Origin of the sequence: Pseudonocardia halophobica, from assembly GCF_050948485.1 — a bacterium.
Classification (GTDB): Bacteria; Actinomycetota; Actinomycetes; order Mycobacteriales; family Pseudonocardiaceae; genus Pseudonocardia; species Pseudonocardia halophobica.
In genome coordinates this window covers 2,365,630-2,391,617 of sequence record NZ_CP192046.1, presented here as the reverse complement: position 1 = coordinate 2,391,617, position 25,988 = coordinate 2,365,630, and the positions used below count along the sequence as shown (strand labels likewise).

The window sequence follows — 25,988 nt, the reverse complement described above, 5'->3', positions numbered from 1 at the left end:
TCGTGAGTAGAACACCGTTCGTTCCGAACAGTGTTCGCCGAGGGGGCCCCGTGGAGACGCTCTACCGATGGCGCTGGCTCGCGCTCGCCGCCGTGCTGATCGCCGAGATCATGGACCTGCTGGACGCGACGATCGTCGGTGTCGCGGCCCCGTCGATCGAGCGCGACCTCGGCGGCGGGTCCACGACGATCCAGTGGGTCGCCGCGGGCTACACGCTCGCCTACGCGGTCGGGCTGGTCACCGGGGCGCGGCTGGGCGACCTGCTCGGGCGGCGCCGGGTCTTCCTGGCCGGGCTCGCCGGGTTCGTCGTCACCTCCGCGTTGTGCGGCCTGGCGACGACACCGGGAACCCTGATCACCTTCCGGGTGCTGCAGGGGCTGTGCGGGGCCGTGCTGATCCCGCAGGGCTTCGGCATCGTGCGGACGGCCTTCCCGCCCACGGAGCTGGGGAAGGCGTTCGGCGCCTTCGGGCCGGCGATCGGGCTGTCGGCAGTGGCCGGGCCGATCGTGGCCGGGGCGCTCGTCGCCGGCGACGTGGCCGGGCTCGGCTGGCGCGCGGTCTTCCTGGTCAACGTGCCGATCGGGCTCGCGGGGCTGGCGCTGGCGTGGGCGGTGCTGCCCGAGTCCCGGGCCGAGGACGTGCCGGGCGGGGTCCGCTCGCTGGACCTCGGCGGGATGCTGCTGGTCGGGCTCGGCCTGGCCGTGGCCGTCGTGCCGCTGGTGCAGGGCCGGGAGCTCGGATGGCCGGCGTGGGCGGTCGCGCTTCCCGTCGCGGCCGTCCCGCTGCTCGCCCTGTTCGGCCGGCACCAGGTGCGACGCGCGCGGGCCGGGCGTCCGCCGCTGGTCGAGCCCGCGCTCTTCCGCATCCGCGCGTTCGCCGGCGGCACGGTCGTCGGGCTGGTGTTCTTCGCCGGGATGACGGGCCTGGTCCTGGTGCTGGGCCTCTACCTGCAGCTCGAGCTCGGCTTCGGCCCGCTGCAGGCGGGCCTCACCCAGGCGCCCTGGGCGTTCGGGGTGGCGGCCGGGTCGGTGCTCGGCGCGGGCGTGCTCGCCCCGCGGCTCGGCCGGGGCGCGATCCAGCTGGGCGCCGCCGTGATGACCGTCGGCGTGCTGGGTGTGCTCGCCACGCTCGGGTTCGCCCCGGTCACCGGGTGGACGCTGGCGCCGGCGCTGGTCGTCTGCGGCGTCGGGATGGGCGTGCTGCTCGCCCCCTTCTTCGACATCGTGCTGGCGGGCGTCGACGGCCCGCTGGTCGGCTCGGCCTCGGGCGTGCTCAACGCCGTCCAGCAGCTCGGTGCCGCCGTCGGCGTGGCCACCCTGGGCACCGTGTGGTTCCAGGTCGCGGCCGGGGCGGGCATGACCGCCGGCTTCCGGGTGGTGCTGGTCGCGGTCGCGGTGACGACCGTGCTGGCCGGCGCGCTCACCGTGCTGCTCCCGCGGCGCGCCGCGACCCCGCAGGAGACACCGGAGGCCGCGCCGGAGACCGCACCGACCTGAGGTCAGAAGGGGGTGGCGGCGAGCCAGGCGTCGAACACGCCGGGCTCGCCGAACACCTCCAGCCGCGGGTCGTCGGCGGGCAGCCGGCGCAGCATGGCGAGGTAGAGGACGGTGGCGGGCCCGCGGACGGCGACGGTGCCCTTCGCGTGCCCGTGCTCCCAGGCGATCCCGGCCCGCTCGCCGGAGCCGTCGGGGCGGACCGTCCACTCCCCCGCCGGACCCAGGTCGCCGTCCGTGGCGTGCAGGTGCAGCGTGGCGCCCTCGGGCAGCAGCTCCCGCCCGCGCCGGGCGGCGACGAGGTCGAGCCACTCGGACAGCCCGTCGGCGGCGAGCGCCGGCGCGAGGTCGCTGTCCTGCCCCAGCGCGAGCTGCGCGTCGGCGCGGTGTGCCGTCTCCTCGTGCAGCCGGCGGCGGATCCACCAGGCCGCGGGCTTCGGCCCGGTGAACGACCACGCCGGGGCCTCCGGGCCGACCGCGTCGACGGCGTCGAGCACGGCCTGGGCGCTCTCGCGCAGCCACGCCACCGTCCCGTCCAGGTCGGCGGGCGGCTTCCCGCCGGGGACCTGCCGGGGATCGAGCGCCTCCGTCACCCGCTCGGTGATCATCGTGGCGGCCCAGCGGTGGCCGCGCCCGACGTGGCGGAACAGCTGGGTCAGCGTCCAGCCCGGGCAGGTCGGGATCTCCGTGCCGTGGTCGGCCGTGCGTACGAGCTCGGCCAGCCGCGCGTTCTCGTCGAGGAGGGCGGCCCGGACGTCGAGCGCGGTGGTGGGGGCGGCGTCGCTGCTCATGTCCGGAACCTAACCCACGCCGACGGGCGGGCGGGTCCCACGCTCACGGGGGGATTCCCGGACCGCAGGCATGATCCGTGATCGCCGTGGGTAAGCGATCCACATGGCGCCCGAGCATCACGACTGGACGCGCCACGGTGCGGGACGATCCCTGCTGTGGTGGCCGCTCTCCTCGTTCGTGCTCATGGCGGTCTTCCCCGACGCCGGCATCCTGCCGATCGTGCTGTCCGCCCTCGCCCTCGCCCTCGTCGGCGTCACGGGCACGGTGGCCGCCCGGATGCTGCGCCGCCGGCTCCGGGCCCGCCGGGCGGAGGGCGTCCCGGCCGCCCTCACCGCCGCCGTCGGCGACGTGGTCGACGAGGCGGTCGAGAAGGTCGAGTCCGTCATCGACCCCGCCGCCGAGCCGGCGGCGCAGCGCCGCGCGGCCTGACGTCCGGCCCCGCCGCCCCTCGGTCCGCGGAGAGTGACCGAGCGACGAACCGGGCGATCCGCGGACATTCGTCGTGACGGCATTCACACCACGCTCGCGCGCCTCACGATGCGGGCAGTGACCGATCACGGCCCGATCACATCACCCGACCGGGCGGTGCTCGCCCGGACGCCGCACGCCCGACGTTCACCGACCGTTTAGCCCGATCGAGTGGCGTGTCGAGAACGTCGCAACCTCCTTCCCGTTCGCGCTTTAGGCGAGATACGCGGTGCGCAAATCGCGGCCGCGCTCCGAAGAAGGAGTAGCCATGCCTTTCGCGGACCTGCTGCCGCTGCCCGGCGGCCCGAAGAAGCCGAAGAAGCACGACAAGTGCTCGCACTCGAAGAAGTCGTGGAGCAAGTCGCACGGCAAGAAGCACAAGAAGCACGGGCACAAGTGACCCGGGTGCTCCCAGAACCGTTCTGAGAGCGATGAACGTGCGGCGGCCCCTCCCGCGCTGCGGTGGGAGGGGCCGTCGTCGTCTTCCCGACCGATCTTCTCGCCCGACGTTCCGGCCCCCGCACTCCCCCGTACTCACCCGGACCACCGGAGGCACGTGAAGATGCCGTCCCCCACCGCCCGTCACCGCGCGACGAGGCGCGGTTCCGGCCGCGCGACCCGGCCCGTCACCGAGGTCAGCGAGGTCACCGAAGCCCCGGAGCCCGCTCCCGGGCCGGAGCCGACGCCCGAGCCCTTCCCCGCCGTCGACATCGCGCCGTCCGAGGTCGCGACCACAGCTGTCCCCGTGACCAGCGCCGATGCCGCCGCGGATCCCGACCTCGACACCGGCACCGGCACCGGCACCGGCAGCAGTGTCGACGCCGTTGCCGAGGACCGCGAGGGCGACCGCGAAGGCGACCGCGCGGCCCGCACCGCGGACGCGCTGGTGCCCGAGGCGCCCCACCTGACCGTGCGGCAGATCTTCCGCCGGTTCTGGCCCTGCACCGCCGGCTTCCGCGGCCGCTTCGCGCTCGGCCTCGTCCTCTCCGCGCTCAGCCCGCTGACGATCGCCGCCAGCCTGTGGCTGTTCATGATCCTCGTCGACGACGTGCTGACCCCGCAGAACTACGCGTTGCTCCCGTGGGTGATCGGCGCCTATCTGGCCGTCTCCGTCCTCGGTGCGGTGATCGACTATTTCGACTCGTACATCGCCGCGTGGGTCAGTGAACGATTCGTCCTCGTCCTGCGCACGCGCGTGTTCGCACATCTGCAGCGACTCTCGCTCGGATTCTTCGAACGGCGCCAACTCGGCGACGTGATGTCGCGGTTGTCGAGCGACATCGGCGCGATCGAGGAACTCGTGCTCACGGGCGTCGCGATGACCGTGACGTACGGCGTCCAGGTGATCGTCTTCACGACCCTGCTCTTCTACCTCAACTGGCAGCTGGCGTTGATCGCCATCGCGGCCGCGCCGGTGTTCGGCCTGGCGTCCCGGTTCTTCGCGCGGCGGATCAAGGCCGCGTCACGGGAGAAGCGGCGGCGCACCGGTGGCATCGCGGCCGTGGCCGAGGAGAGCCTCGGCAACGTCGCCCTCGTGCAGGCCTACGGTCGACAGGCCAGCGAGACCGAGCGCTTCCACCGGGAGAGCCGCGGCGCCTTCGCCGCGCAGATGGTGGCGGTGCGGCTCAAGTCCCTGTTCGGACCGCTGGTCGGGATGCTGGAGGTCGTCGGCGTGCTGACCGTCCTCGGCGTCGGCATCTGGCAGATGGCTCGCGGCAACCTGACAGTCGGCGGGCTGCTGGTGTTCACCGGGTACCTGAGCCAGCTGTTCGGCCCGGTCCGCGGCTTCGGCGAGATGGGCAACACGATCTACGCCGCGGCGGCGGGTGCCGAGCGCGTGATCGAGCTGCTGGACGAGGAGCCGCAGGTCACCGACCGGCCCGACCCGGTGCGGATCGAGCGCGCCCGCGGCGACCTGCGCCTCGAGGACGTCACCTTCACCTACCCGGGCACGACCGAGCCCGCGCTGGAGCAGGTCTCGATCCTCGTCCCGCGCGGCCACACCGTGGCGGTGGTCGGCCCCAGTGGCGCCGGCAAGACCACGCTGACCAAGCTCCTGCTGCGCTTCTACGACCCGGACGCGGGTTCCGTGGTGCTCGACGGCCACGACCTGCGCGAGCTCGCCCTGGCCGACGTCCGGCGCAACGTCGCGGCGCTGCTGCAGGAGACGCTCGTGTTCGACGGCACGGTGCGCGACAACATCCTCTGGGGCCGGCCCGACGCGAGCGAGGCCGAGATCGTCGAGGCCGCCCGGGCCGCCGACGCGCACGAGTTCATCACCGCCCTGCCCGACGGCTACGACACCCGGGTCGGCCAGCGCGGCCGGCTGCTCTCCGGCGGCCAGCGGCAGCGGCTGGCGATCGCGCGGGCCATGGTCCGCGACGCGCCCGTGCTGATCCTCGACGAGCCGACGACGGGACTCGACGCCGGCGCCACCGAGCGCGTCCTCACCCCGCTGCGCCGACTGATGGAGGGCCGCACCACCCTCGTGATCAGCCACAACCTGCGCACGGTGACCGATGCCGACCAGATCGTCTACCTCGAGGACGGCCGGATCACCGCTTCCGGGCGGCACCGCGAGCTGCTCACCCGCAGCCCCGGCTACGCCGAGCTGTACCGGCTGCACCACCCCGGCGCGGAGCCCGCGGACGAGCACCTGCCCGCTGCCCTGCGCCACGCGTTCGACGGGCTCGACGCCGACGGCGGGTACGACGAGCACGAGGACTACGAGGACTACGGGGACTACGGGGACTACGGGGACTGCTTCGAGAACGACCTCGACGCCGACCTCGACGCCCTGCGGACGGCCTCCTGGCCCGCCGACCCCTGGGCCGAGACCACGCTGCTGCCGACCTTCCGCACGCCGGGCGCGCACGTCGGGCTCTCCGAGCTCGCCCCGCTCTCGGGCCCGGAGGCGCTGTCCCGTTGGGCGCTGCCCGCGCGCCGGACGGCGGTGGCCGAGCCGCTGCCGGCCCTGGTGGCGGAGCCCACAGCCGGACCGGACGCCGCACCCACGGAGCGTTTCGTCGCCGTCACCGGGGCCTCCGAGATGCCCGGCGGGCGGCACCGCGCGAGGATCGACCGCGTGGGGTTCGACGGTGCGGTGGTCGACGACGTGCGGGGCGTGCAGGCGGGCGCCCACGGCACGGTGGGGACGGACGGGATGAACGGCACGGACGGACCGATGGACGTGGACGCGATGGACGCGCTGTACGCGGCCGACGCCTACGGCGAGCGCACCGGCTGGAGCGTGCGCCACGGCGGTCCGCGATGACCGACCGCCGCGGCCGGCGCGGGGCCGCGCGATGAGTGCCGCCGCCGTGGAGCCGGATCCGCACGCGGGTCCGGCTCCCGGCACCCTCCGCGAGGTGGGGACCCGCAGCACGACCCGCGGGACCGACGGGCCGGTGACCCGGTCCGGCCTCGACGGCCCGCCCCCGCTCGCGCCCGGCCGGGAGGTCGCGCCGGGCTACAGCGTGGTCCAGCACCTGCGGCGCGGCGAGGACTACGACACGTACGACACGTGGAGCGCCGTCCACCACTGCCACACGGTGGCGAAGGTGCTGCGGCCGGACCTCGTGGGCGACGCCCGCACCCGCCGGGGGCTGCTGCGCGAGGCCAAGCTGCTCCGCTCGCTGCGGCACCCGTACATCGTGCGGCTGCTCGACCTGGTCGACGAGCGCGGTCCCGACCCGGTGATGGTGCTGGAGTCGCTGCCCGGCGGGACCCTGTCCGACGCGCTGGACAGCTACGGCCGCTTCCCGGAGGCCGCGCTCGCCCACCTCGGCCAGCAGCTCGGGGCGGCCCTGCGGTACCTGCACGAGCAGGGCCGGGTGCACTGCGACGTGAAGCCCAGCAACATCGTCGTCAGCGCGGGGGTCACCCGGGTGATCGACCTGGCGCTCGCCCGCACCCCGGGGCCGGCGCCGGCCGAGGTCGGCAGCGCCCGGTACATGGCCCCCGAGCAGATCCTCGGCGGCGTCGTCACGCCCGCGACGGACGTCTGGGCGGTCGGCGTGGTCCTGCACGAGGCCGCGACCGGCGTCCGCCCCTTCCCCGACGGCGTCGCGGACCCGGAGCAGACCGGCTCGCACAGCCTCTCCCGCACCGACTCGACGCACCCGCGCGCCGAGCTGGCCCGGCTCTACCCGCAGCTGCTCAAGCCGGCACCCCGGCTCCGGTCCCGGCGCCGGCTCCCGGTGCGTGTGGCGAGCGCCCTCGACGGCTGCCTGCTCGCCGATCCGGGCTCCCGGCCCACCCTCGCCGAGGTGCACACCGCCCTCGACACCCTCCTGTGAGCGCCGACTGCCGCCAGAGCGGCAGTTCGCGCTCACGACCGCCGCTGACCTGCGGAGACGCCTCCGACCGACGTCACATCGCGATCTCTTGTACGTCCGATACTAGGATGTCAAACTAAATGTGCGGGGTACGTCGTCGTGCAGGAGGTCCGATCCATGGGTGACAGCGAGCTCTACGTCCCGAAGAACCCGATCCGCTTCGTGACGGCCGCGAGCCTGTTCGACGGGCACGACGCGGCGATCAACATCATGCGGCGCATCCTGCAGCGGCAGGGCGCCGAGGTGATCCACCTGGGTCACAACCGCTCGGTCGACGAGGTCGTCACCGCGGCCATCCAGGAGGACGTGCAGGGCGTCGCCATCAGCTCCTACCAGGGCGGGCACGTCGAGTACTTCTCCTACCTGGTCGAGCTGCTGCGCGAGCGCGGCGCCGGCCACGTCAAGGTGTACGGCGGCGGGGGCGGCGTGATCGTCCACGAGGAGATCGAGCTGCTGCACTCCCGCGGCGTCTCGCGGATCTTCTCCCCGGACGACGGCCAGCGCCTCGGCCTGCCGGGCATGATCAACCTGATGATCCGCGAGTGCGACACCGACCTCGCGACCGAGCCCCCGGCGTCGTACGACGGGGTGTTCACCGGCGAGACCGCCACCCTCGCGCGGGCCCTGACCCTGGCCGAGTCCGGAAAGCTGCCGGCCGAGGTGCTCGAGCGGGTCAAGGCGAGCGAGAAGCAGGTCCCGGTCCTGGGCATCACCGGCACCGGCGGCTCCGGCAAGTCCTCGCTGACGGACGAGCTGGTGCGCCGCTTCCGCCTCGACCAGGAGGACAAGCTCCGGATCGCGGTGCTGGCCGTGGACCCGACCCGGCGCAAGGGCGGCGGCGCGCTGCTCGGCGACCGGATCCGGATGAACGCCCTCAAGGGCGACCAGGTCTACTTCCGCTCGCTGGCCACCCGCGGCAACGACGGCGTGATCCCCGAGAACCTCGGCGACGTGATCTCGGTGCTCAAGGCGGCGGGGTTCGACCTGGTCGTCGTGGAGACCCCGGGCATCGGGCAGGGCGACGCCGGCATCGTCCCGTTCGTCGACCGCTCGCTGTACGTGATGACGCCGGAGTTCGGCGCCGCGTCGCAGCTCGAGAAGATCGACATGCTGGACTTCGCCGACGTCGTGGCGATCAACAAGTTCGAGCGCCGCGGGGCGGAGGACGCGCGCCGGGACGTCGGGCGCCAGCTCGTGCGCAACCGGGACGCGTTCGGCGAGAGCTGGGAGGACATGCCGGTCTACGGCACCTCCGCCGCCACGTTCAACGACGACGGCGTGACCGCGCTGTACCAGAAGCTCGGCGCGCTGCTGGCGGAGAACGGCCTGACGCTGCACGAGGGCCGGCTGCCGAAGGTGGACCGCAAGACCTCCACCGAGTACGCCGCGGTGATCCCGCCGGAGCGGGTGCGCTACCTCGCCGAGATCGCCGAGACCGTGCGCGGCTACCACGCCGACACGGAGGCCGAGGCGACCAAGGCCCGCGTCCGCCAGCACCTGCGCACCGCGAAGGAGCTCGTCGGCGAGTCGGTCGACGAGGCGCTGCAGAAGGCCGAGCAGGACCTGTCCGCCGAGACCGCGCAGCTGATCGACACCTGGCCGCAGGTCGTCGAGGACTACTCCGGCGACGAGCTCGTGGTGAAGGTCCGCGACAAGGAGCTGCGCACCCAGCTGACCCGGGAGACGTTGTCGGGCAACAAGGTCCCGCGCGTCGCGCTGCCGCGCTACACCGAGGACGCCGAGCTGCTGCGCTTCCTGCGCAGGGAGAACCTGCCCGGCAGGTTCCCGTTCACCGCCGGGGTGTTCCCGTTCAAGCGGGAGGGCGAGGACCCGGCCCGCATGTTCGCCGGCGAGGGCGACCCCTTCCGCACCAACCGCCGGTTCAAGTACCTGTCCGAGGACTCGGACGCCAAGCGGCTGTCCACGGCGTTCGACTCGGTGACCCTCTACGGGCACGACCCGGACACCCGCCCGGACATCTACGGCAAGGTCGGCACCTCCGGCGTCTCGATCGCGACGCTCGACGACATGAAGGAGCTGTACGCCGGCTTCGACCTCTGCTCGCCCACCACGTCGGTCTCCATGACGATCAACGGGCCGGCGCCGACGATCCTGGCGTTCTTCCTCAACGCCGCGGTGGACCAGCAGGTCGAGAAGTTCCGCGAGGAGGAGGGCCGCGAGCCCGACGAGGCCGAGCGCGAGGAGCTGACCGCCTTCGCCTACGCCAACGTCCGCGGCACGGTGCAGGCCGACATCCTCAAGGAGGACCAGGGCCAGAACACCTGCATCTTCTCCACCGAGTTCTCGCTCCGGATGATGGCCGACATCCAGGAGTGGTTCATCCAGCACAAGGTGCGGAACTTCTACTCCGTCTCCATCTCCGGTTACCACATCGCCGAGGCCGGGGCGAACCCGATCAGCCAGCTCGCGTTCACGTTGTCCAACGGCTTCACGTTCGTGGAGAGCTACCTCGCGCGCGGCATGGACATCGACGACTTCGCGCCGAACCTGTCCTTCTTCTTCTCCAACGGCATGGACGCCGAGTACACGGTCATCGGCCGGGTCGCGCGGCGGATCTGGGCCGTGGCGATGCGGGAGAAGTACGGCGCCAACGAGCGCTCGCAGAAGCTGAAGTACCACGTCCAGACGTCGGGCCGGTCCCTGCACGCGCAGGAGATGAACTTCAACGACATCCGGACCACGCTGCAGGCGCTCTGCGCGCTCTACGACAACGCGAACTCGTTGCACACCAATGCCTACGACGAGGCGATCACCACCCCCACCGAGTCCTCGGTGCGGCGCGCGATGGCGATCCAGCTGATCATCAACCGCGAGTGGGGCCTGTCGATGAACGAGAACCCGCTGCAGGGGTCGTTCATCGTCGACGAGCTGACCGACCTCGTCGAGGAGGCCGTGCTCGCCGAGTTCGACCGGATCGCCGAGCGCGGCGGCGTGCTGGGCGCCATGGAGACCGGCTACCAGCGCGGCAAGATCCAGGACGAGTCGATGCTCTACGAGCACCGCAAGCACGAGGGCACGCTCCCGATCGTCGGCGTGAACACCTTCCGCAAGCCCGGGGCGGACGACGAGGAGCCGCAGGAGATCGAGCTCGCCCGCGGCACCGAGGCCGAGAAGCAGTCCCAGCTGGACCGGCTGGCGGACTTCCAGGCCCGGCACAAGTCCGAGGCCGAGCAGGCGATCCGCCGGCTGCAGGACGTCGCCACCGGCGAGGGCAACGTGTTCGACGAGCTGATGAAGGCCGCCCGGGTCTGCTCGCTGGGGCAGCTCACGGACGCCTTCTTCGAGGTGGGGGGCCAGTACCGGCGCAACATGTAGCCGGTTCACCCGCCACACCCGCGTCGCCCCGCACCTGGTCAGTGCGGGGCGACACCCTTCTCGCGCCCCGTGAGCGAACGGCGCTCTCGCTCATTCCTGGTGAGCGAGAGTGCCGTTCGCTCACCTGGGGTCTGCTCGCTCATCGGGCGTGGGCGGCGAGGACGCGCTGCAGCGCGGTCGCGATCGTGTCGCGTTCCTCCGGTGTGAGGTGGTCGGCGAAGTGCTTCGCGATCCCGTCGAGGTAGCCCGGCGCCGCGGCGCGCAGGCGCTCCCGGCCCGCGGGCGTCAGGACCGCCCAGCTCCCCCGCCGGTCGGCCGGGTCCTGCTCGCGCACGACGAGACCCGCCCGTGCCAGTTCGTCGACGATCCGGCTCACCCGGGAGCGCGACACCACCGCCCGCTCCCCCAGCTCCTGCATCCGCAGCCGGCGCTCGGGTGCCGAGTTGAGCTCGAGCAGCACGTCGTACCAGGTCAGCGGCATGCCCTGGGCGCGTTCCAGGTCGCGTTCCAGCTCGCGGAGCACCGCCGCGTGGGTCCGCAGCAGCGCGGCCCAGGCCGCCACGCCCGCGTCGTCGGGTTCCATCCGGGCAGCATAGCTTGTGCGTGCGCACACATCGTGCTTATTATGTGCGTGCGCACACACTGCTATCGAAGGAGTTCCCCATGACCCGCCTGCTGCACGTCGCCGCCTCGCCCCGCGGTGCCGCCTCCGAGTCCCTGGCGATCGCGAGCACGTTCCTCGAGGTCTACGCCGAGACCCATCCCGACGTCGAGATCGCCCACCGCGACCTGTGGGACGGCACGCTGCCCGCCTTCGGTCCCCCGGCGGCCGAGGCCAAGATGGCCGTCTTCGCCGGGCAGCAGCCGAGCGGCGAGGGCGCCGCCGCGTGGGCGGCCGCGACCGCGGAGTTCCGCCGGTTCGACGCGGCCGACCGCTACCTGTTCAGCGTCCCGATGTGGAACGCCGGCGTGCCCTACGTGCTCAAACAGCTGGTCGACGTGATCAGCCAACCCGGCCTGGTGTTCGGCTTCGACCCGGAACGGGGGTACACCGGGCTGCTGCAGGGGAAGAAGGCCGCCGTGGTCTACACCAGCGCGGTCTACGGCCCCGGCCGCGGACCGGCCTTCGGCCGCGACTTCCAGTCCACCTTCTTCACCGACTGGCTGCACTGGGCCGGGATCGAGGAGGTCGAGGAGATCCACTTCCGCCCGAACCTCGTCACCGACGACGCCGCGACCGCCCGCGACGCCGCCCACGCGCGGGCCCGGGAGGTCGCCAAGACCTGGTGACCCCGTGAGCGAGCGGCGCTCTCGCCCACTAGGTCCGAGCGACAGCGCCGTTCGCTCATCGAGGGTGTGACGGCATGCCCCCGCCCCCCGCCGGGTGCGCGAGAGCGAGCGACTCGAAGGGGGAGTACATGGCGCGGCCGAAGGTCGTGGTGGTCGGCGGCGGGTTCGGCGGGGTCTACGCGGCCCGTCGGCTCGCCCGCGCGGACGCGGACGTCACTCTGCTCGACCGGACCACGACCTCGTTGTTCCAGCCGCTGCTCTACCAGTGCGCCACCGGACTGCTGTCCGAGGGACAGATCACGACCCCGCTGCGCACGCTCATGCGCCGGCACCGGAACGTGCGCGTGGTCCTCGGCGAGGCCTGCGATCTCGACGCGACCGAGCGGGTCCTCACCGCCCGCCGCCCGGACGACACGACCTTCGACCTGCCCTACGACCAGCTGATCGTCGCCGCGGGAATGCGCCAGTCCTACCTCGGCCACCCCGAGTTCGCGGTGCACGCGCCGGGCATGAAGACCATCGACGACGCGCTCGCCATCCGTCGCCGCGTGCCGGGGGCGTTCGAGATGGCGGAGACCCGTTCGGGCGCAACCTCACCGAGAAGGCACAGCAGGCTCTCGACCGGCTCGGCGTCGAGACGGTGTTCGGGGTGCACGTCACGGACGTCGACGAGCGCGGGGTGGTCATGACCGCGAAGAAGCCGGGGCCCGACGGCCGGCGGGAACAGCGGCGGTACGACGCGCGCACGGTGCTGTGGACCGCGGGCGTCGAGGCCGTTCCGTTCCTGCAGAACGTGGCGAAGGAGACCGGCGCGGTGCAGGACCGGCAGGGCCGGCTCCCCGTCGAGCCGGACCTCACCGTCGCGGGGCATCCGGAGATCCGCGTGGTCGGCGACGTCATGAGCCTCGACGACCTGCCCGGCGTCGCCGAGGTGGCGATGCAGTCCGGGCGGCACGCGGGCGAGGACGTCCGGCGGGTGCCGGCCGGGGAGCCGACGCGGCCGTTCCGGTACCTCGACCTCGGCAACGCGGCCTACATCTCCCGGCGGCACGCGCTGCTGGAGAAGGGTCCGGTGCGGGTCGACGGGTTCGTCGGCTGGCTGCTGTGGGGCGTGATCCACATCGCCTTCCTGGCGGGCGTGCACAACCGGTTCACCACGCTGCTGAACTGGGCGACCGCGCTCGCCGCGAACCGGCGCGGGGAGCGGGCCTACCCGCTCGGCGAGCCGACGACCGCCGAGCGCCCGTACACCGCGGAGTACGTCCGGCAGAGGTGAGCGAACGACGCTCCCGCTCGCTGCACATGAGCGAGAGCGCCGTTACCGGGATCAAGCGGGGGCGGGGATCCGGCGCAGGGTGAGGGCCAGGGCGAGCGCGCCGGCGAGCAGCACGGTGAGGTAGCCGACGACCCCGGTCCAGCCGGCGACGTCGAACACGACCCCGCCGACGGTGCCGCCGACGCTGCTGCCCGCGTAGTAGCCGAACAGGTACAGCGACGAGGCGATGCCCGGCGAACCCTCGGACAGCATCGACGAGCGGCGGCCCACCCAGCTGCTGGCCAGCGAGTGCCCGGCGAAGAACCCGACCGTGACCAGCAGCAGCCCGGCAAGGACCGTCGGCAGCCAGGCCGGCGTGGTGACCCACGCCCCGGCGACCGCGACCACGATGCCGATCCACATGACCTTCCGGCGACCGAAGCGGTCCCCGAGCCGGCCCGCCGCCGTCGACGCGTAGGACCCGGCCAGGTACCCGAGGAAGATCAGCGCGACCAGCGCCGCGGGCAGCCCGAACGGGGCGCGCAGCAGCCGGAAGCCCAGGTAGTTGTAGACGGTCACGAACGAGCCCATCAGCAGGAAGCCGATGCCGAACAGGCACAGCAGGCCCGGGTCGCGCAGGTGCCGCAGGATCGGCCCGCCGAGCTCGCCGAGACGCACCCGCGGGGCGGCCGGCGCGACCGACGGCGGCAGCAGCAGCCGGAACGCCACGGTGCAGGCCAGCGACACGAGCCCGACGGCGAGCAGCGCGAGCCGCCAGCCCGCGACGTCGGCGACCGCGCTGGCGATCAGCCGCCCGGAGAGCCCGCCGATGGTGTTGCCGGCGATGAGCATCCCGACCGCGCCGCCGAGGTGCCGCGGGGTCACCTCTCGGGTCACGTGCGACATCGCCAGCGCCGGCAGGGCGGCCAGCGCGATCCCCTGCAGCGCCCGTATCCCGACGAGCACCTCGAAGGTCGGCGCGAGCGGAGCGAGCAGGCCGAGGACCGCCGACGCGGCCAGTGCGACGGTCATCACGCGGGCGCGGCCCCAGGCCTCGGCCACCGCGGACAGCGGCACGATGGCGAGCGCGAGGGTCAGGGTGGTCGCCGACAGCGCCAGGCTGGAGGTCCCCGACGAGACGCCGAACTCGTCGGCGAGCGTGGGCAACAGCCCCTGCACGGCGTAGACCAGCACGAACGTCGCCAGCCCCGTGCACCACATCGCCAGCCCGAGGCGGCGGTAGCCCGGGCTGCCGCGCTCGTGGCCGAGTGCGGCGGACGAGGCCGGAGCAGGGGCGGTCGTTGTCATGGCTACCGACCGTACGACCAGGGCCAGCATGCGTCCAATGCATCTGGTCGGGTGCGATGATGCAGTAATGGATGAGTCGGTGGTCCTGACCGCGCTCGCACCCCGGTTGCGCTGGTTCGTCGCCGTCGGGCGGGCCGAGCACGTCACGCAGGCCGCGGACGAGCTGGGTGTGCCGCAGTCCACACTCTCGCGCGGCATCGCCCGCCTGGAGCGGGAGCTGGGGACGTCGCTGTTCGTCCGCAGCGGCCGCACGGTGCGGCTCACCCGCGAGGGCCGGCTGCTGCTGCGCTACGCCGAGCGCTCCCTCGCCGAGCTGGCCACCGGCGCCCGCGAGCTGGCCGGCGAGGTCGACAGCGTGCAGGGACGGATCACGCTGGCCTTCCTGCCCACACTGGGCACCGAGGTCGTCCCGCGGCTGGTCGGCGGGTTCCGGGCGGTGCAGCCGGGGATCCGGTTCGACCTGCTCCAGGCCCCGCACCACACGTTGCTGCAGTGGATCCGCGAGGGCGCCGCCGATCTCGCGCTCACCTCTCCCCTGCCCGAGGAGGCCGCGTTCGCCGCGGAGCCCCTCGGCGAGGAGGAGCTGCGGCTCGCGGTCCCCGCCGACCATCCGCTGGCGGAGCGCCGCGACGGGCTCCCCCTCGCCGATGCCGCGGGCGAGCGGTTCATCGGTTTCCTGCCCGGCAACGGCCTGCGCGCCGCGGTCGACCGCTGGTGCCGCGACGCGGGCTTCACGCCGCGGCTGGCGTTCGAGTCCGGGGACTCGGCGACGGTCCGGGGGTTCGTCCGGGCGGGCCTGGGGGTCGCGCTGGTGCCGGTGTCGCACCACGGGCCACCACCGGGCGTCGTGGAGCTGCCGGTGGCGAGCCCCCGCACGATCCGCGTGATCGGGCTCGTCCGATCCCGGGAGCGGCGGGCGAGCGCGCCCGCCCGGGCCTTCCGCGACTTCGTCCGCCGCCACACGCCGCTGTTCGCCAGCATTTGACACCCTTCGCACCGATTCCTACCGTCCGACCCGAATGGGCGACGGTGCCGCATTCCGGCGCCGCCCCGTCCTCGGCTCGAGGAGGGACCGGCGGTATGCGACGGCGAACGGTCTGGGCGCTCCTCGCGGTGCTGTGCGTGCTCCTCGCCGGCTGCGGGCTCCGCGGTGCCGGCCAGGCGGGCGGCAGCGACACGTACGTGCTCCGCTTCTCCCACGTGGTCACGGCCAAGACGCCGAAGGGCAAGGCGGCGCAGCGGTTCGAGGAGATCGTCGAACAGCGCTCCGGCGGCCGGATCGCGGTCGAGATCTACCCCAACTCGGAGCTGTTCGGCGACGAGGACGAGCTGCAGGCCCTCCAGTCCGGGGCGGTGCAGATGCTGGCCCCGGCCAGCGCGAAGTTCACCACGATCGCCCCCGCCCTGCAGGTCCTCGACCTGCCGTTCCTGTTCCGGGACGTCGAGGACATCCCGCGGGTCGCCTCCCCGGACACCGCCGTGGGACGCGCGATCTTCGGCAATCCCGAGCTGGCCCGCCGCGACATCGTCGTGCTCGAGCTCTGGGACAACGGGCTCAAGCAGCTGTCCTCGAACACCCGGATGACCGCGGCCGAGGACCTCGCGGGGCTCCGCTTCCGCATCCAGCCGTCGGACGTCCTGCGCGCCCAGTTCGCGGCGTGGGGCGCCCAGACCACGCCGCTCGCCTTCGCCGAGGTCTACAACGCGCTGCAGCAGGGGCTGATCGACGGCCAGGAGAACCCCTGGTCGAACATCGAGTCGCAGAACATGCACACGGTGCAGCGGTACATCACCGAGTCGGACCACGGCTACGTCGGCTACGTCCTCACGATCAACCGGCCGTTCTTCGAGGGGCTCCCGCCGGACCTGCAGCAGGTGGTCCGCGAGGCCGCCACGGAGTCCGCCCGCTACAACCGCGAGGTCGCCGCCCAGCTCAACGAGGAGGCGAAGAAGACGATCGCCGAGGCCGGCACCACGGAGATCGTGCAGCTGACCCCCGAGCAGCGGGCCGCGTTCGAGGCCTCGGTCGTGCCGAAGGTGTGGGACGAGCAGGCGGACGTCATCGGCCGGGACGTCGTCGACGAGTTGCTGGCCCAGCGGCGGGCGGGTGGTGCGTGATGGCCGCGTTCGACCGCGTCCTCACCCGGGTGGAGAACGTGCTGGCGGCCGGGTCGCTGGGGCTCGCCGCGCTGATCGCGATCGTCGCCGTGCTGCTCCGCACGATCACCGGGCAGATCCTGTTCTGGTCGGAGGAGGCCGTGATCCTCCTCGTGATCACGTCGACCTTCCTCGGCGCCGTGGTGACCCTGCGCTACGACGAGCACGTCAACGTCGACCTGGTCGCGCTGTTCCTCGGCGAGCGCGGCAAGCGGGTCCTCGCCCTGGTCGGGATCGCCGTCACGCTGGTCTACCTCGGGATCGTCGGTGCCTTCGCCTGGCTCGTCCTGGCGGAGCCGTACGCCCGGCTGACCCTGACCCCGGCGTTGAAGCTCCCCCTCTGGCTCGCGACCCTCCCGGTTCCGGTGGGGTTCACGCTGATGTTCGTGCGGGCCTGCGAGATCGCCTCCCGGATGCTCCGGGGCCGTGACCCGTATCCCGAGAAGACGGCCGAACGGGAGGCGGAGCAGGCCGCGGAGCGGGAGGCCGAGGGCGCGGCCGCGCGGGACGACGAAACGGGCCCCCGGCGCCCGGACGAGACCGACGGGGAGGCCGGCCGATGAGCGCCGCAGCGATCGCCCTGCTGGTCACCCTGCTGGTCCTGCTGCTGTCGTCGGCGCCGATCGCCGTGGCCCTCGGGCTCACGACCTTCCTCTACTTCTTCTACTTCACGACCATCCCGCTCACCCAGGTCCCGGAGACCCTGACCAACGCCCTCAACAGCTTCCCGCTCGTCGCGATCCCGTTCTTCGTGCTCGCCGCCACGATCATGAGCCGGGGCGGGATCAGCAGACGGCTCACCGAGGCCGGGCTCGCGGCGGTCGGCGGCTACCGCGGCGGCCTGGCGATGACGGCCGTGCTGTCCTGCGTCTTCTTCGCCGCGATCTCGGGCTCGAGCCCGGCCACCGTCGTCGCCGTCGGCACCCTGCTCATCCCCGCAATGATCCGGGCCGGCTACGGCCGGGACTTCTCCACCGGGCTCATCGCCACGTCCGGGTCGCTGGGCATCCTCATCCCGCCGTCCATCCCGCTGATCGTGTACGGCATCGCGACCGAGACCTCGATCGGCGACCTCTTCCTCGCCGGGATCCTGCCCGGCCTGCTCGCCGGCGCGCTGCTGCTGGCCATGGTCGTGGTCGTCTCCCGGCGGCGCGGCTACGGAACCGGGGCGACGGCCATCGACATGACCCGGGCGGAGAAGGTCCGCGCCTTCCGGGACGCGATCCTGTCGCTGCTGCTGCCGGTGTTCGTGCTGGGCGGCATCTACGGCGGCTTCTTCACCCCGACCGAGGCCGCGGCCATGGCCGTGGCCTACGCGCTGCTGGTCAGCCTGCTCGTCTACCGGGAGCTGTCGTGGCGCGACATCGGGCCGATCCTGCTGCGGTCGGCCCGGACCTCGGCGATGGTCATGTTCATCATCGCCAACGGCATCCTGTTCTCCTTCGTGCTCACCTACGAGCGCATCCCCGCCGAGGTCACCGGCGCGCTGCTCGCCCTGAACCTGCAGCCCTGGCAGTTCCTGCTGCTCGTCACCGTGCTGCTGCTGATCGTGGGCTGCTTCATGGAGACGTCGAGCGCCATCCTCATCCTCGCGCCCATCCTCTTCCCCATCGCCACCGAGCTCGGCGTGAACCCGATCCACCTCGGCATCATCATCGTGATGAACCTGGAGATCGGCATGATCACGCCGCCGCTCGGGCTGAACCTGTTCGTGGCCAGCGGGATCTCGCGGATGAGCGTGCTGCGCGTGGCGCGGGCGGCCGTGCCCAGCGCCGGGGTCCTGCTGATCGCCCTGCTGATCGTCACCTTCGTCCCGGTGATCAGCCTGGCGCTGGTGGAGTGACTAGCCTGGCCGCATGCCGACGGTGATCGACGACGAGGGCCGCGAGGTCGAGGTACCGGCGAAGGTCGAACGGATCGCGTCGATCGTGCCCTCGCTGACCGAGGCGGTCGGGGCCACGGACGTCTCGCGGCTCGTCGCCGCCACCGACTGGTGCACCCACCCGACCGACCTCGACGTGCCGCGGGTGCGCGGCACCAAGAACCCGGACGTCGAGGCGATCGTCGCCCTCGAGCCGGACCTGGTGCTGGCCAACCAGGAGGAGAACAAGCCCGGCGACCTGCAGCGGCTGCGCGACGCGGGGCTCGCCGTCTACGTCACCGACATCCGGACCGTCGACGGCGGCCTGGACTCGCTCGGCCGCATGCTCGCCGCCTGCGGGTTCGACGAGCCGGAGTGGCTCGCCGAGGCCCGCCGCCTGTGGGTCGCCCTCCCGGAGCCGGCCGAGCGGCGCCGCGCCGTGGTGCCGATCTGGCGCAGGCCGTGGATGGCCTGCGGCTCGGACACCTTCACCGGCGCGGTGCTCGCCCGGCTCGGCGTGGACAACGTCCTGGCCGACTCCCCCGAGCGCTACCCGCGGTTCGACCCGGCCGACCTGCCCGCGCACGACCTCGTGGTGCTGCCGGACGAGCCGTACCTCTTCACCGCCGACGACGGCCCCGAGGCCTTCATCACCCCGTCCGTGCTGGTCAGCGGGCGGCTGCTGACCTGGTACGGGCCGAGCCTGGTGGAGGCGGCACAGGTGCTGCCCGCGGCACTGCGCGGTTAGGAGGCCTGCGGGAGGCGGGCCTCCCGCAGGGCGCTGCGGCGGACCTTGCCGGCGTCGTCCCGCAGAGGGTCGGCGGTGAGCTCGACGGTCCGCGGCACCTTGTACGGGGCGAGCCGGCCGCGCACGAACTCGCGCAGCTCCTCCCCCGTGACGTCGCCGTCGTGGTTGCCGCCGACCTGCACGATCCCGTGGACCACGCTGCCGTAGTCCTCGTCCGGGAGCCCGATCACGGCGGCCGAGAGCACCGCGGGGTGCTCGCACAGCGCGGACTCGACCTCGGCCGGGTACACGTTGGCCCCGCCGACCAGGATCATGTCGGTCTGCCGGTCGGCGAGGAAGAGGTAGCCGTCGGCGTCGAAGGAGCCCATGTCCCCCAACGACTCCCACCCGTCGCGCTCGCGCGCCTCGGCGCCGATGTACCGGTAGGTCGTCGCCTCCCCGTCCGGCCGCATCCAGATCTCGCCGACCTCGCCCGGCGGCAGCTCGCGGAAGTCCTCGCCGCGCACGCTCATCCGGCCGCGCTGCACGCGCCCGACCGAGCCCGGGCGCTCCAGCCACTCCCGGCCGTCGATCATGCAGTTGGCCTGCGCCTCGGTCCCCGAGTACAGCTCGATCACCGTCTCCGGTGTCCTCACCCAGTCCAACCAGCCCCGCTTCACGTGCGGCGGGCAGGGCGCGCCGACATGCAGCACGGTCCGCAGCGACGACAGGTCCGCCGCCTCGCGGACCGCCGTGGGCAGCCGCAGCATCCGGCCCATCATCGTGGGCACCACGTAGAGCCAGGTCGCGCGGTGCCGGGCCACGAGGTCGAGCGCGCGGGCGGCGTCGAACCGTCCCATGAGGACGACGTGGTGCCCCTGCAGCAGCGCCATCAGCGAGAACATGTACGGCGCGTTGTGGTAGAGCGGCGCGGTCGACAGGAACACCCCGTCCCGGTCGATCCGCAGCAGCGGGGCGCGCGCGAGCACGGCCTCCACGCTCGCCACCTGCCCCGCCACGATCAGCTTGGGGCGGCCGGTGCTGCCCCCCGAGGTGGGCGCCTTCCACGAGGGTCCGACGACGTCGGGCAGCGGCGTCGCGTCGCCGGTCGCGAGGTCCTCGTCGCCGGTCAGCCAGGGCCGGCCGTCGCCCGGGTCGAGGCCCACGACCAGCGCCGGGTCCGCGATGTCCACCAGCGCGGTGAGCTCCGCGGGCGGCAGCCGGTGGGACAGCGGCTGCGGCACCGCGCCGAGCTTCCACGCGGCCAGCGAGCACTCGACGTGCCGGATCCCGTTGGGCAGCGCGATCGAGACGAAGTCGCCGTACCCGACCCCGAGCTCGGCGAACCGGCGGGCCAGCCGGGTGGAGCGCTCGTCGAGCTCGCGGCGGGTCACTGCGCCGTGCTCGTCGGTCAACGCGGGGCGGTCCGGCCCGGCGGCGGCGAGCTCGCGCAGGCGGACGGCGAGGGCCGTGCTCATGCGCGGGCCTCCCCCACCGCGGGGCCGGTGACCGGTTCGCCGGGGGGCGTCCCGGTGAGAGCGTCGGCGCGGGAGTTCGCCGGGTAGCGCATGTGGGGCCGGAGAGCGTGAGCAGACATCTCCGCGAGCATCGCCCACCGCCTCGTGTGCGGCAAGGTCGCCGAGGGCGTGCCGAACCCCGACCACACTGCCGACCCGCGTCCCCTTCCGGTACCGATCGTGCCGCGACGCCCTCCTCGGGGCTTCCGCCCCGCCCGATCGGCCGGCCGGCACAGTCCGTCGGCCCTGTCGGCCGCCGGCGCAGGGTCCCTAGCGTGGGCGCCCCGTCCGGATCCCAGAGGAGGCGACGATGGACCTGAGGAAGACGTTCGACCGCCTGACCGACGCCTGGAACGCCCACGACGTAGACGGGTTCGTGGCTCCGTTCGCCGAGGACTGCGAGCTCACGCTGCCCGGTTTCGATGCCAAGGGCCGCCAGGGACTGCGCGACTTCTGGGCCGAGAACGAGAAGGCCTTCCCCGACAACCAGGTCGTCGTGCACCGCACCTACGTGGACGGCGACACGGTCGTCGAGGAGTCGCTGTTCCGGGGGACGAACACCGGACCGCTGGGCAACCCCGACGGCACGGAGACCCCGCCGACCGGCGCCCGCATCGAGGTCCCGTTCGCGGCCGTCTACACGGTCCGGGGCCACGAGATCGTCCGTGTCCGGATGTACTGGGACCAGCTGGACATGCTGGCCCAGCTCGGCCTGCTGCCGGAGTAGAGGGTCGTGCCGCGCGCCGCCGAGGAGCCCAGTGGGCCACCGCGGGCTCCCCCACGGCGCGCGGCGGCCCTACCGGCTCGCCTTCAGCAGGTCGGCGCACTTCTCGCCGACCATCATCGTGGTGATGTTGGGGTTGATCGCGGGCAGGAAGGGCAGCACCGACGCGTCGGCCACCCGCAGGTTCTCCACCCCGCGCACCCGCAGCTGCGGGTCCAGCGGCGCCTTCGGGTCCGTCGCGGGACCCATCTTCACCGTGCACGCCGGGTGGTAGACGGTGTTGTGCGTCTTGACGATGTAGTCCTCGATCTCGTCGTCCCGCACCGCCTCCGGCCCCGGTGCCAGCTCCCGCGCCACCCACTCCTTCAGCGCCGGCTGCTCGGCGACGCGCCGGGCCAGCCGGATCCCCTCCGTCATGACCCGCATGTCGTGGCCCTCCGGGTCCGTGAAGTACCGCGGGTCCACGCGGGCGCGGTCGCGGAAGTCCCGGCTGCGCAGCCGCACCGTGCCCCGCGACCGGCCGCGGGTGACGTTCGGGGTGAGGCAGAAGCCGTTGTCCGTGGTCGGGTAGCCCCAGCGCACGGTGTTCAGGTCGAACGGCACCGACCCGTAGTGCATCATCAGGTCCGGCCGGTCCAGCCCCGGCTGCGTGCAGTGGAACAGCCCGATCTCCCACCACTGCGTGGAGCGCTCGACCATCGGCCGCGCGGCGTCCCACATGACCAGGCCCTCGACGTGGTCGTCGAGGTTGGCCCCGACGCCCGGGGCGTCGACCAGGACCTCCACGCCGAAGTCCCGCAGGTGCTCGGCGGGCCCGATCCCGGAGAGCATCAGCAGCTTCGGGGTGTCGATCGCGCCGGTGGAGAGGATCACCTCGCGGTTCGCGCGCACGACCTGGCGCCCGGGCCCGATGCCGCGCTGGTACTCGACGCCCGTCGCGCGCGTGCCGTCGAACAGGACCCGCGAGGCCCACGAGTCGGTGCGGACCACCAGGTTCGGGCGTGTGCCCATGACCGGGTGCAGGTAGCTGACCGACGCGGACGACCGGGTGCCGTCCGGGAACGAGTTGATCTGGAAGAAGCCGGCGCCCTCGGTGATCGTGACGCCCTCGTTGAACCGCACGGTCGGCATCCCGACGGCCGCGCACGCCTCGAGCACCGCGACGCCGCACGGGTCGTCCGGCGGGACCTGCATGAGGTTCACCGGGCCGGAGCGGCCGTGGCCCTCCCACGGGCCGTCGTTCGTCTCCAGCCGGCGGATCAGCGGCCAGCACTCGTCGGCCGACCAGCCGTCACAGCCCAGGGACGCCCACTCGTCGAGGTCCTCGCGCGGGGTCCAGAACGCGATGCAGGAGTTGTGCGAGGAGCAGCCGCCGAGCACCCGGGCGCGGGCGTGCCGCAGGAAGGAGTTGCCGTTCTCCTGGGGTTCGACGAGGTAGTCCCAGTCGTAGCCGGAGTCGAGGAGGTACATCCAGTCCTCGAGGCGCAGGATCGCCGGGTCCCCGACGTCGGACGGGCCCGCCTCCAGCAGGCACACCGTGACCGACGGATCCTCGGACAGCCGGGCCGCGAGCGCGCAGCCCGCGGAACCGCCCCCCACGACCACGTAGTCGAACGTGTCGCCGTCGGCGGTGCCCGGCGCCTCCCCGATGTGCGCTCCCGTCACGGCAGCTCCCCCTCCATCTGCTCCATCTGCCGGGCCATGTGCTCGGGCAGCGTGCCGAGCCGGTGGCGACCCTTGAGCCGGAACCACAGCAGCCCGATCAGCGCCACCGCGCCGATGAAGATGAACGCGATCCAGCGCAGGACGCCCTCGCCGTAGACGTCCGCGCGCGGCCAGGCCAGGTTCAGCGCCATCGCCGCGCCCCAGAGCACGGCCAGGATGTTGATCGGCAGCCCCAGCCTGCCGAGCGAGAAGTAGCCGCTCGTGGCCGCCTCGGGCCCCGGCCACTGCCCGCGGAGCCGCTTGAGCAGCATCGGTCCCGTGACCAGCAGGTACGCCAGGTAGATCATGATGATCGCGACGCTCGTGACGGCCGTGAAGATCGCCGGCGAGCCGATGTTGACCACCAGGATCAGCACGGACGCGACGCCGATCAGGACCGCCGGGACGACCGGCGTCTTGCGCTTCGGGTCGATCTTGGCCAGGCGCGCGCCGCCCGGCAGCGCGTTGTCGCGGGCCATGGCGAACATCAGCCGGATCGCCGCGGTGTGGACCGCGAGTGCGCAGACGGTGATCGCGATGATGATCGTGACGAGGAAGATCTTGCCCAGGGTCGTGCCCAGTGCCTGGATGACGATCAGCTGCAGGCCGCCGCTGCTCTCGCCCAGCGCGGGATCGGCCAGGTTGGGTGCCGCGAGGATGCCGAACAGCAGGATGAGGCCGCCGATGACGAAGGAGGCGATCACCGCGCGCAGGATCGCCGTGGGCGCCGTGCGCCGCGGGTCGACGGTCTCCTCCCCCAGCGAGCTGGCGGTGTCGAAGCCGTACATCACGTATGCGCTGGCGAGCGAGGCGACGAGGAACGCCGCGAAGTAGCCGCCCGGCAGGCCCGCGCCGATCCCGTTCGTGTCGAGCAGCACCGACGGCGGGTTGACGATGTTGACGCCCAGCAGGATCACCAGGAGCACGGCCGCGATCAGCTCGATGAACACGCCGGTGCTGTTGATCCGCGCCATCAGCTTCACGCCGAACGCGTTCACCAGCGTGGTGAAGAGGATGAGGATCGCACCCCAGATCACCGCGCTGACCGCGAAGTCGGTGGCCCCGGTGCCGTCGCCCACGAGCTGGAAGCCGGACCAGATCTGCGGCAGCGTGACCTGGTAGGCCAGCACCACGGCGGTCAGGGTGACCACGGAGGCGGTGAACATCATCCAGCCGGCGAGCCACGACGTCGTCGGACCGGCCAGGCGCTTGGACCAGTTGTAGACCGAGCCGGCCACGGGGTAGCGGCCCGCGAGCTCGGCGAAGCACAGCGCCACCATGATCTGGCCGGCGAACACCATCGGCCAGGACCACCAGTACATCGGGCCGCCGAACCCGAAGCCGAAGTAGAACAGCTGGAAGGTGCCGGTGAGGATCGAGATGTAGCTGACGCCGGCGGCGAAGCTGGCGAACTTGCCGATGCTGCGGTCGAGCGACTGGCTGTAGCCGAACTCGGAGAGTCCGTGGTCGTGCTGCTCGTTCTCGGTGGTGCTCACACAGGCCTCCGACGAGGATCAGCCCTTGAACCACCCCTGCGGCGCGGGGGCGGTGTTGTGCCACACGTGCTTGGCCTCCTGGTACTCGTGGAGGCCGGCGTGCCCGAGCTCGCGGCCGTTGCCGGACCGCTTCATCCCGCCCCACTCCGCACCGGGCACGTACGGGTGGTAGTCGTTGATCCACACGGTGCCGTGCCGCAACGCCGAGGCGACCCGGTGCGCGCGGCCCATGTCCCGGGTGAACACCGCACCGGCCAGGCCGTACTCGGTGTCGTTGCCCAGCTCGATCGCCTGCTCCTCGGTGCTGAAGCGCTCTACCGTGAGGATCGGCCCGAAGGTCTCCTCCCGGATCACCCGCATGTCGCGGGTGACGTCGGTGATCACCGTGGGCAGGTAGAAGAAGCCCTTGGCCAGCGCGGGGTCGTCCGGGCGGGCGCCGCCGCACACCACCGTCGCGCCCTCCTCCCGCGCCGCGGCCACGAAGCCCTCGATCTTGGCCCGGTGCGCCTCGGACACCAGCGGCCCGACCTCGACGCCCTCCTCCAGACCGTTGCCCAGCCGGATCCGGCCGGCGCGCCGGGCGATCTCGGCGACCAGGTCGTCGTGCAGGGAGTCCTCCACGATCAGCCGCGCCCCCGCCGAGCACACCTGCCCGGAGTGCAGGAACACCGCGAGCATCGCGTAGTCCACGGCCAGCTCGAAGTCGGTGTCGGCGAAGACGATGTTCGGGTTCTTGCCGCCGAGCTCCACGGCGGTGCGCTTGATCGTCTCGGCCGAGGCGCGGATGATCGCGCGGCCGGTGGCGAGGCCGCCGGTGAAGCTGACCATGTCGACGTCGGGGTGGCCCGTCAGCGGGGCGCCGACGGTGGGCCCGTCGCCCAGCACGATGTTGACGACGCCGGCCGGGACCCCGGCCTCCTCGCACAGCTTCACGAGGTGGATCGAGGTGAGCGGGGTGACCTCGCTGGGCTTGATGACCATCGTGTTGCCCGCCGCGAGCGCGGGCGCGACCTTCCACGACAGCTGCAGCAGCGGGTAGTTCCACGGCGTGACCAGCGCGCACACGCCGACCGGCTCGTGCACCACCCGGCTGACGACGGCCGGGATCCCCGTCTCGACCAGGCGTCCGGCGTCCTTGTCGGCCAGGTCGGCGTAGAAGCGGAAGACCGCGGTGACGTCGTCGACGTCGATCCGGCTCTCGGGCAGCGTCTTGCCGGTGTCGAGGGTCTCGGTGTGCGCGATCTCCTCCTTGTCGCGCACGAGGAGGTCGGCGATGCGGCGGAGCAGTGCGCCGCGCTCAGGGGCCTCGGTGGTCCGCCAGGGCCCCGCGGTGTCGTCGAAGGCCCGGCGCGCGGCGGCCACCGCACGGTCCACATCGGCCGCCGAGGCCTGGTCCACCGACCGCACCGCCGAGGCGTCGAAGGGGTTCACCACCTGGGCGGAACCACCCGACCCGGAGGTCCACCCGCCGTCGACGAAGAGGTCTGGCACGGCGGTGAGAGTGCTCCGATCACCCTGCATGG

At 72.6% G+C, this 25,988-nt stretch carries 21 protein-coding genes and 1 pseudogene; 15 read left to right on the top strand and 7 right to left on the bottom strand.

Going from position 1 to position 25,988, the window contains the following annotated elements:
* The first annotated feature begins 50 nt into the window (after window positions 1-50).
* Entirely contained in the window at window positions 51-1,496 is a 1,446-nt protein-coding gene (locus ACQP04_RS11510) for an MFS transporter (RefSeq protein ID WP_433507038.1), read from the top strand.
* 2 nt (window positions 1,497-1,498) lie between these two features.
* On the opposite strand, the gene ACQP04_RS11505 is transcribed toward ACQP04_RS11510, so the two are convergent.
* Window positions 1,499-2,284 carry a maleylpyruvate isomerase family mycothiol-dependent enzyme gene (locus tag ACQP04_RS11505; protein ID WP_433507037.1) on the bottom strand — a complete coding sequence of 262 codons (786 nt, stop codon included), beginning with the start codon at window positions 2,282-2,284 and terminating at the stop codon, window positions 1,499-1,501.
* 103 nt (window positions 2,285-2,387) lie between these two features.
* Here ACQP04_RS11505 and ACQP04_RS11500 point away from each other — a divergent pair, with 103 nt between their 5' ends.
* From ACQP04_RS11500 to icmF, 5 genes are all read left to right on the top strand, one after another.
* Window positions 2,388-2,714, top strand: coding sequence for a hypothetical protein (locus ACQP04_RS11500; protein ID WP_433507036.1), 327 nt, complete (start codon window positions 2,388-2,390; stop codon window positions 2,712-2,714).
* Window positions 2,715-3,021: 307 nt separating this feature from the next.
* Entirely contained in the window at window positions 3,022-3,153 is a 132-nt protein-coding gene (locus tag ACQP04_RS11495) for a hypothetical protein (RefSeq protein WP_433507035.1), read from the top strand.
* 162 nt (window positions 3,154-3,315) lie between these two features.
* Window positions 3,316-6,027: an ABC transporter ATP-binding protein gene (locus ACQP04_RS11490; protein ID WP_433508347.1), complete on the top strand. Its 2,712-nt coding sequence runs from the start codon at window positions 3,316-3,318 to the stop codon at window positions 6,025-6,027.
* A 94-nt stretch (window positions 6,028-6,121) separates the two neighbouring features.
* Window positions 6,122-7,051 (top strand): serine/threonine-protein kinase, encoded by a 930-nt coding sequence (locus ACQP04_RS11485; RefSeq protein ID WP_433507034.1) that lies wholly within the window; start codon window positions 6,122-6,124, stop codon window positions 7,049-7,051.
* Between the two features lie 156 nt (window positions 7,052-7,207).
* Window positions 7,208-10,426 carry a fused isobutyryl-CoA mutase/GTPase IcmF gene (gene icmF, locus ACQP04_RS11480; protein WP_433507033.1) on the top strand — a complete coding sequence of 1,073 codons (3,219 nt, stop codon included), beginning with the start codon at window positions 7,208-7,210 and terminating at the stop codon, window positions 10,424-10,426.
* Between the two features lie 139 nt (window positions 10,427-10,565).
* On the opposite strand, the gene ACQP04_RS11475 is transcribed toward icmF, so the two are convergent.
* Window positions 10,566-11,009 carry a MarR family winged helix-turn-helix transcriptional regulator gene (locus tag ACQP04_RS11475; RefSeq protein ID WP_433507032.1) on the bottom strand — a complete coding sequence of 148 codons (444 nt, stop codon included), beginning with the start codon at window positions 11,007-11,009 and terminating at the stop codon, window positions 10,566-10,568.
* 80 nt (window positions 11,010-11,089) lie between these two features.
* On the opposite strand from ACQP04_RS11475, the gene ACQP04_RS11470 reads away from it, so the two are divergent.
* The 3 genes and pseudogenes from ACQP04_RS11470 to ACQP04_RS11460 all read left to right on the top strand — a co-directional run.
* Complete coding sequence (locus ACQP04_RS11470) at window positions 11,090-11,716, top strand: FMN-dependent NADH-azoreductase (RefSeq protein ID WP_433507031.1); 627 nt, start codon at window positions 11,090-11,092, stop codon at window positions 11,714-11,716.
* 74 nt (window positions 11,717-11,790) lie between these two features.
* Window positions 11,791-12,405, top strand: a complete 615-nt coding sequence (locus tag ACQP04_RS11465) for an NAD(P)/FAD-dependent oxidoreductase (protein ID WP_433507030.1) — start codon at window positions 11,791-11,793, stop codon at window positions 12,403-12,405.
* Window positions 12,354-12,992 (top strand): annotated as a pseudogene (locus ACQP04_RS11460) (NAD(P)/FAD-dependent oxidoreductase); the annotation flags it as partial. The gene ACQP04_RS11465 and the pseudogene ACQP04_RS11460, both read left to right, overlap by 52 nt.
* Window positions 12,993-13,043: 51 nt before the next feature.
* On the opposite strand, the gene ACQP04_RS11455 reads toward ACQP04_RS11460, so the two are convergent.
* Entirely contained in the window at window positions 13,044-14,279 is a 1,236-nt protein-coding gene (locus tag ACQP04_RS11455) for an MFS transporter (RefSeq protein ID WP_433507029.1), read from the bottom strand.
* A 67-nt stretch (window positions 14,280-14,346) separates the two neighbouring features.
* Here ACQP04_RS11455 and ACQP04_RS11450 point away from each other — a divergent pair, with 67 nt between their 5' ends.
* From ACQP04_RS11450 to ACQP04_RS11430, 5 genes are all read left to right on the top strand, one after another.
* A complete protein-coding gene (locus tag ACQP04_RS11450; RefSeq protein ID WP_433507028.1) occupies window positions 14,347-15,264 on the top strand; it encodes a LysR family transcriptional regulator in 918 nt (305 codons plus the stop codon).
* Between the two features lie 95 nt (window positions 15,265-15,359).
* Window positions 15,360-16,397: a DctP family TRAP transporter solute-binding subunit gene (locus ACQP04_RS11445; RefSeq protein WP_433507027.1), complete on the top strand. Its 1,038-nt coding sequence runs from the start codon at window positions 15,360-15,362 to the stop codon at window positions 16,395-16,397.
* Window positions 16,397-16,999: a TRAP transporter small permease gene (locus ACQP04_RS11440; RefSeq protein ID WP_433507026.1), complete on the top strand. Its 603-nt coding sequence runs from the start codon at window positions 16,397-16,399 to the stop codon at window positions 16,997-16,999. Before ACQP04_RS11445 ends, ACQP04_RS11440 begins: the two co-directional genes overlap by 1 nt.
* A complete protein-coding gene (locus ACQP04_RS11435; RefSeq protein WP_433507025.1) occupies window positions 16,996-18,279 on the top strand; it encodes a TRAP transporter large permease in 1,284 nt (427 codons plus the stop codon). Before ACQP04_RS11440 ends, ACQP04_RS11435 begins: the two co-directional genes overlap by 4 nt.
* Before the next feature lie 13 nt (window positions 18,280-18,292).
* On the top strand, window positions 18,293-19,045 hold the full coding sequence (locus ACQP04_RS11430; RefSeq protein WP_433507024.1) for a helical backbone metal receptor: 753 nt from the start codon (window positions 18,293-18,295) through the stop codon (window positions 19,043-19,045).
* Here the strand turns inward: ACQP04_RS11430 and ACQP04_RS11425 are convergent.
* The gene (locus ACQP04_RS11425; protein WP_433507023.1) at window positions 19,042-20,502 is read right to left on the bottom strand and encodes an AMP-binding protein; all 1,461 of its coding nucleotides are present in this window, start codon (window positions 20,500-20,502) and stop codon (window positions 19,042-19,044) included. The genes ACQP04_RS11430 and ACQP04_RS11425 overlap by 4 nt on opposite strands.
* Before the next feature lie 349 nt (window positions 20,503-20,851).
* Between ACQP04_RS11425 and ACQP04_RS11420 the strand changes: the two genes are divergently transcribed.
* Window positions 20,852-21,268, top strand: coding sequence for an ester cyclase (locus ACQP04_RS11420; protein ID WP_433507022.1), 417 nt, complete (start codon window positions 20,852-20,854; stop codon window positions 21,266-21,268).
* Between the two features lie 69 nt (window positions 21,269-21,337).
* Here the strand turns inward: ACQP04_RS11420 and ACQP04_RS11415 are convergent, their stop codons facing one another.
* The 3 genes from ACQP04_RS11415 to ACQP04_RS11405 are packed head-to-tail and all read right to left on the bottom strand — an operon-like array spanning window position 21,338 to window position 25,956.
* Window positions 21,338-22,930, bottom strand: coding sequence for a GMC family oxidoreductase (locus ACQP04_RS11415; protein ID WP_433507021.1), 1,593 nt, complete (start codon window positions 22,928-22,930; stop codon window positions 21,338-21,340).
* A complete protein-coding gene (locus ACQP04_RS11410) occupies window positions 22,927-24,465 on the bottom strand; it encodes an APC family permease (protein WP_433507020.1) in 1,539 nt (512 codons plus the stop codon). Before ACQP04_RS11410 ends, ACQP04_RS11415 begins: the two co-directional genes overlap by 4 nt.
* Before the next feature lie 18 nt (window positions 24,466-24,483).
* The gene (locus tag ACQP04_RS11405; RefSeq protein WP_433507019.1) at window positions 24,484-25,956 is read right to left on the bottom strand and encodes an aldehyde dehydrogenase family protein; all 1,473 of its coding nucleotides are present in this window, start codon (window positions 25,954-25,956) and stop codon (window positions 24,484-24,486) included.
* Window positions 25,957-25,988: the final 32 nt, after the last annotated feature.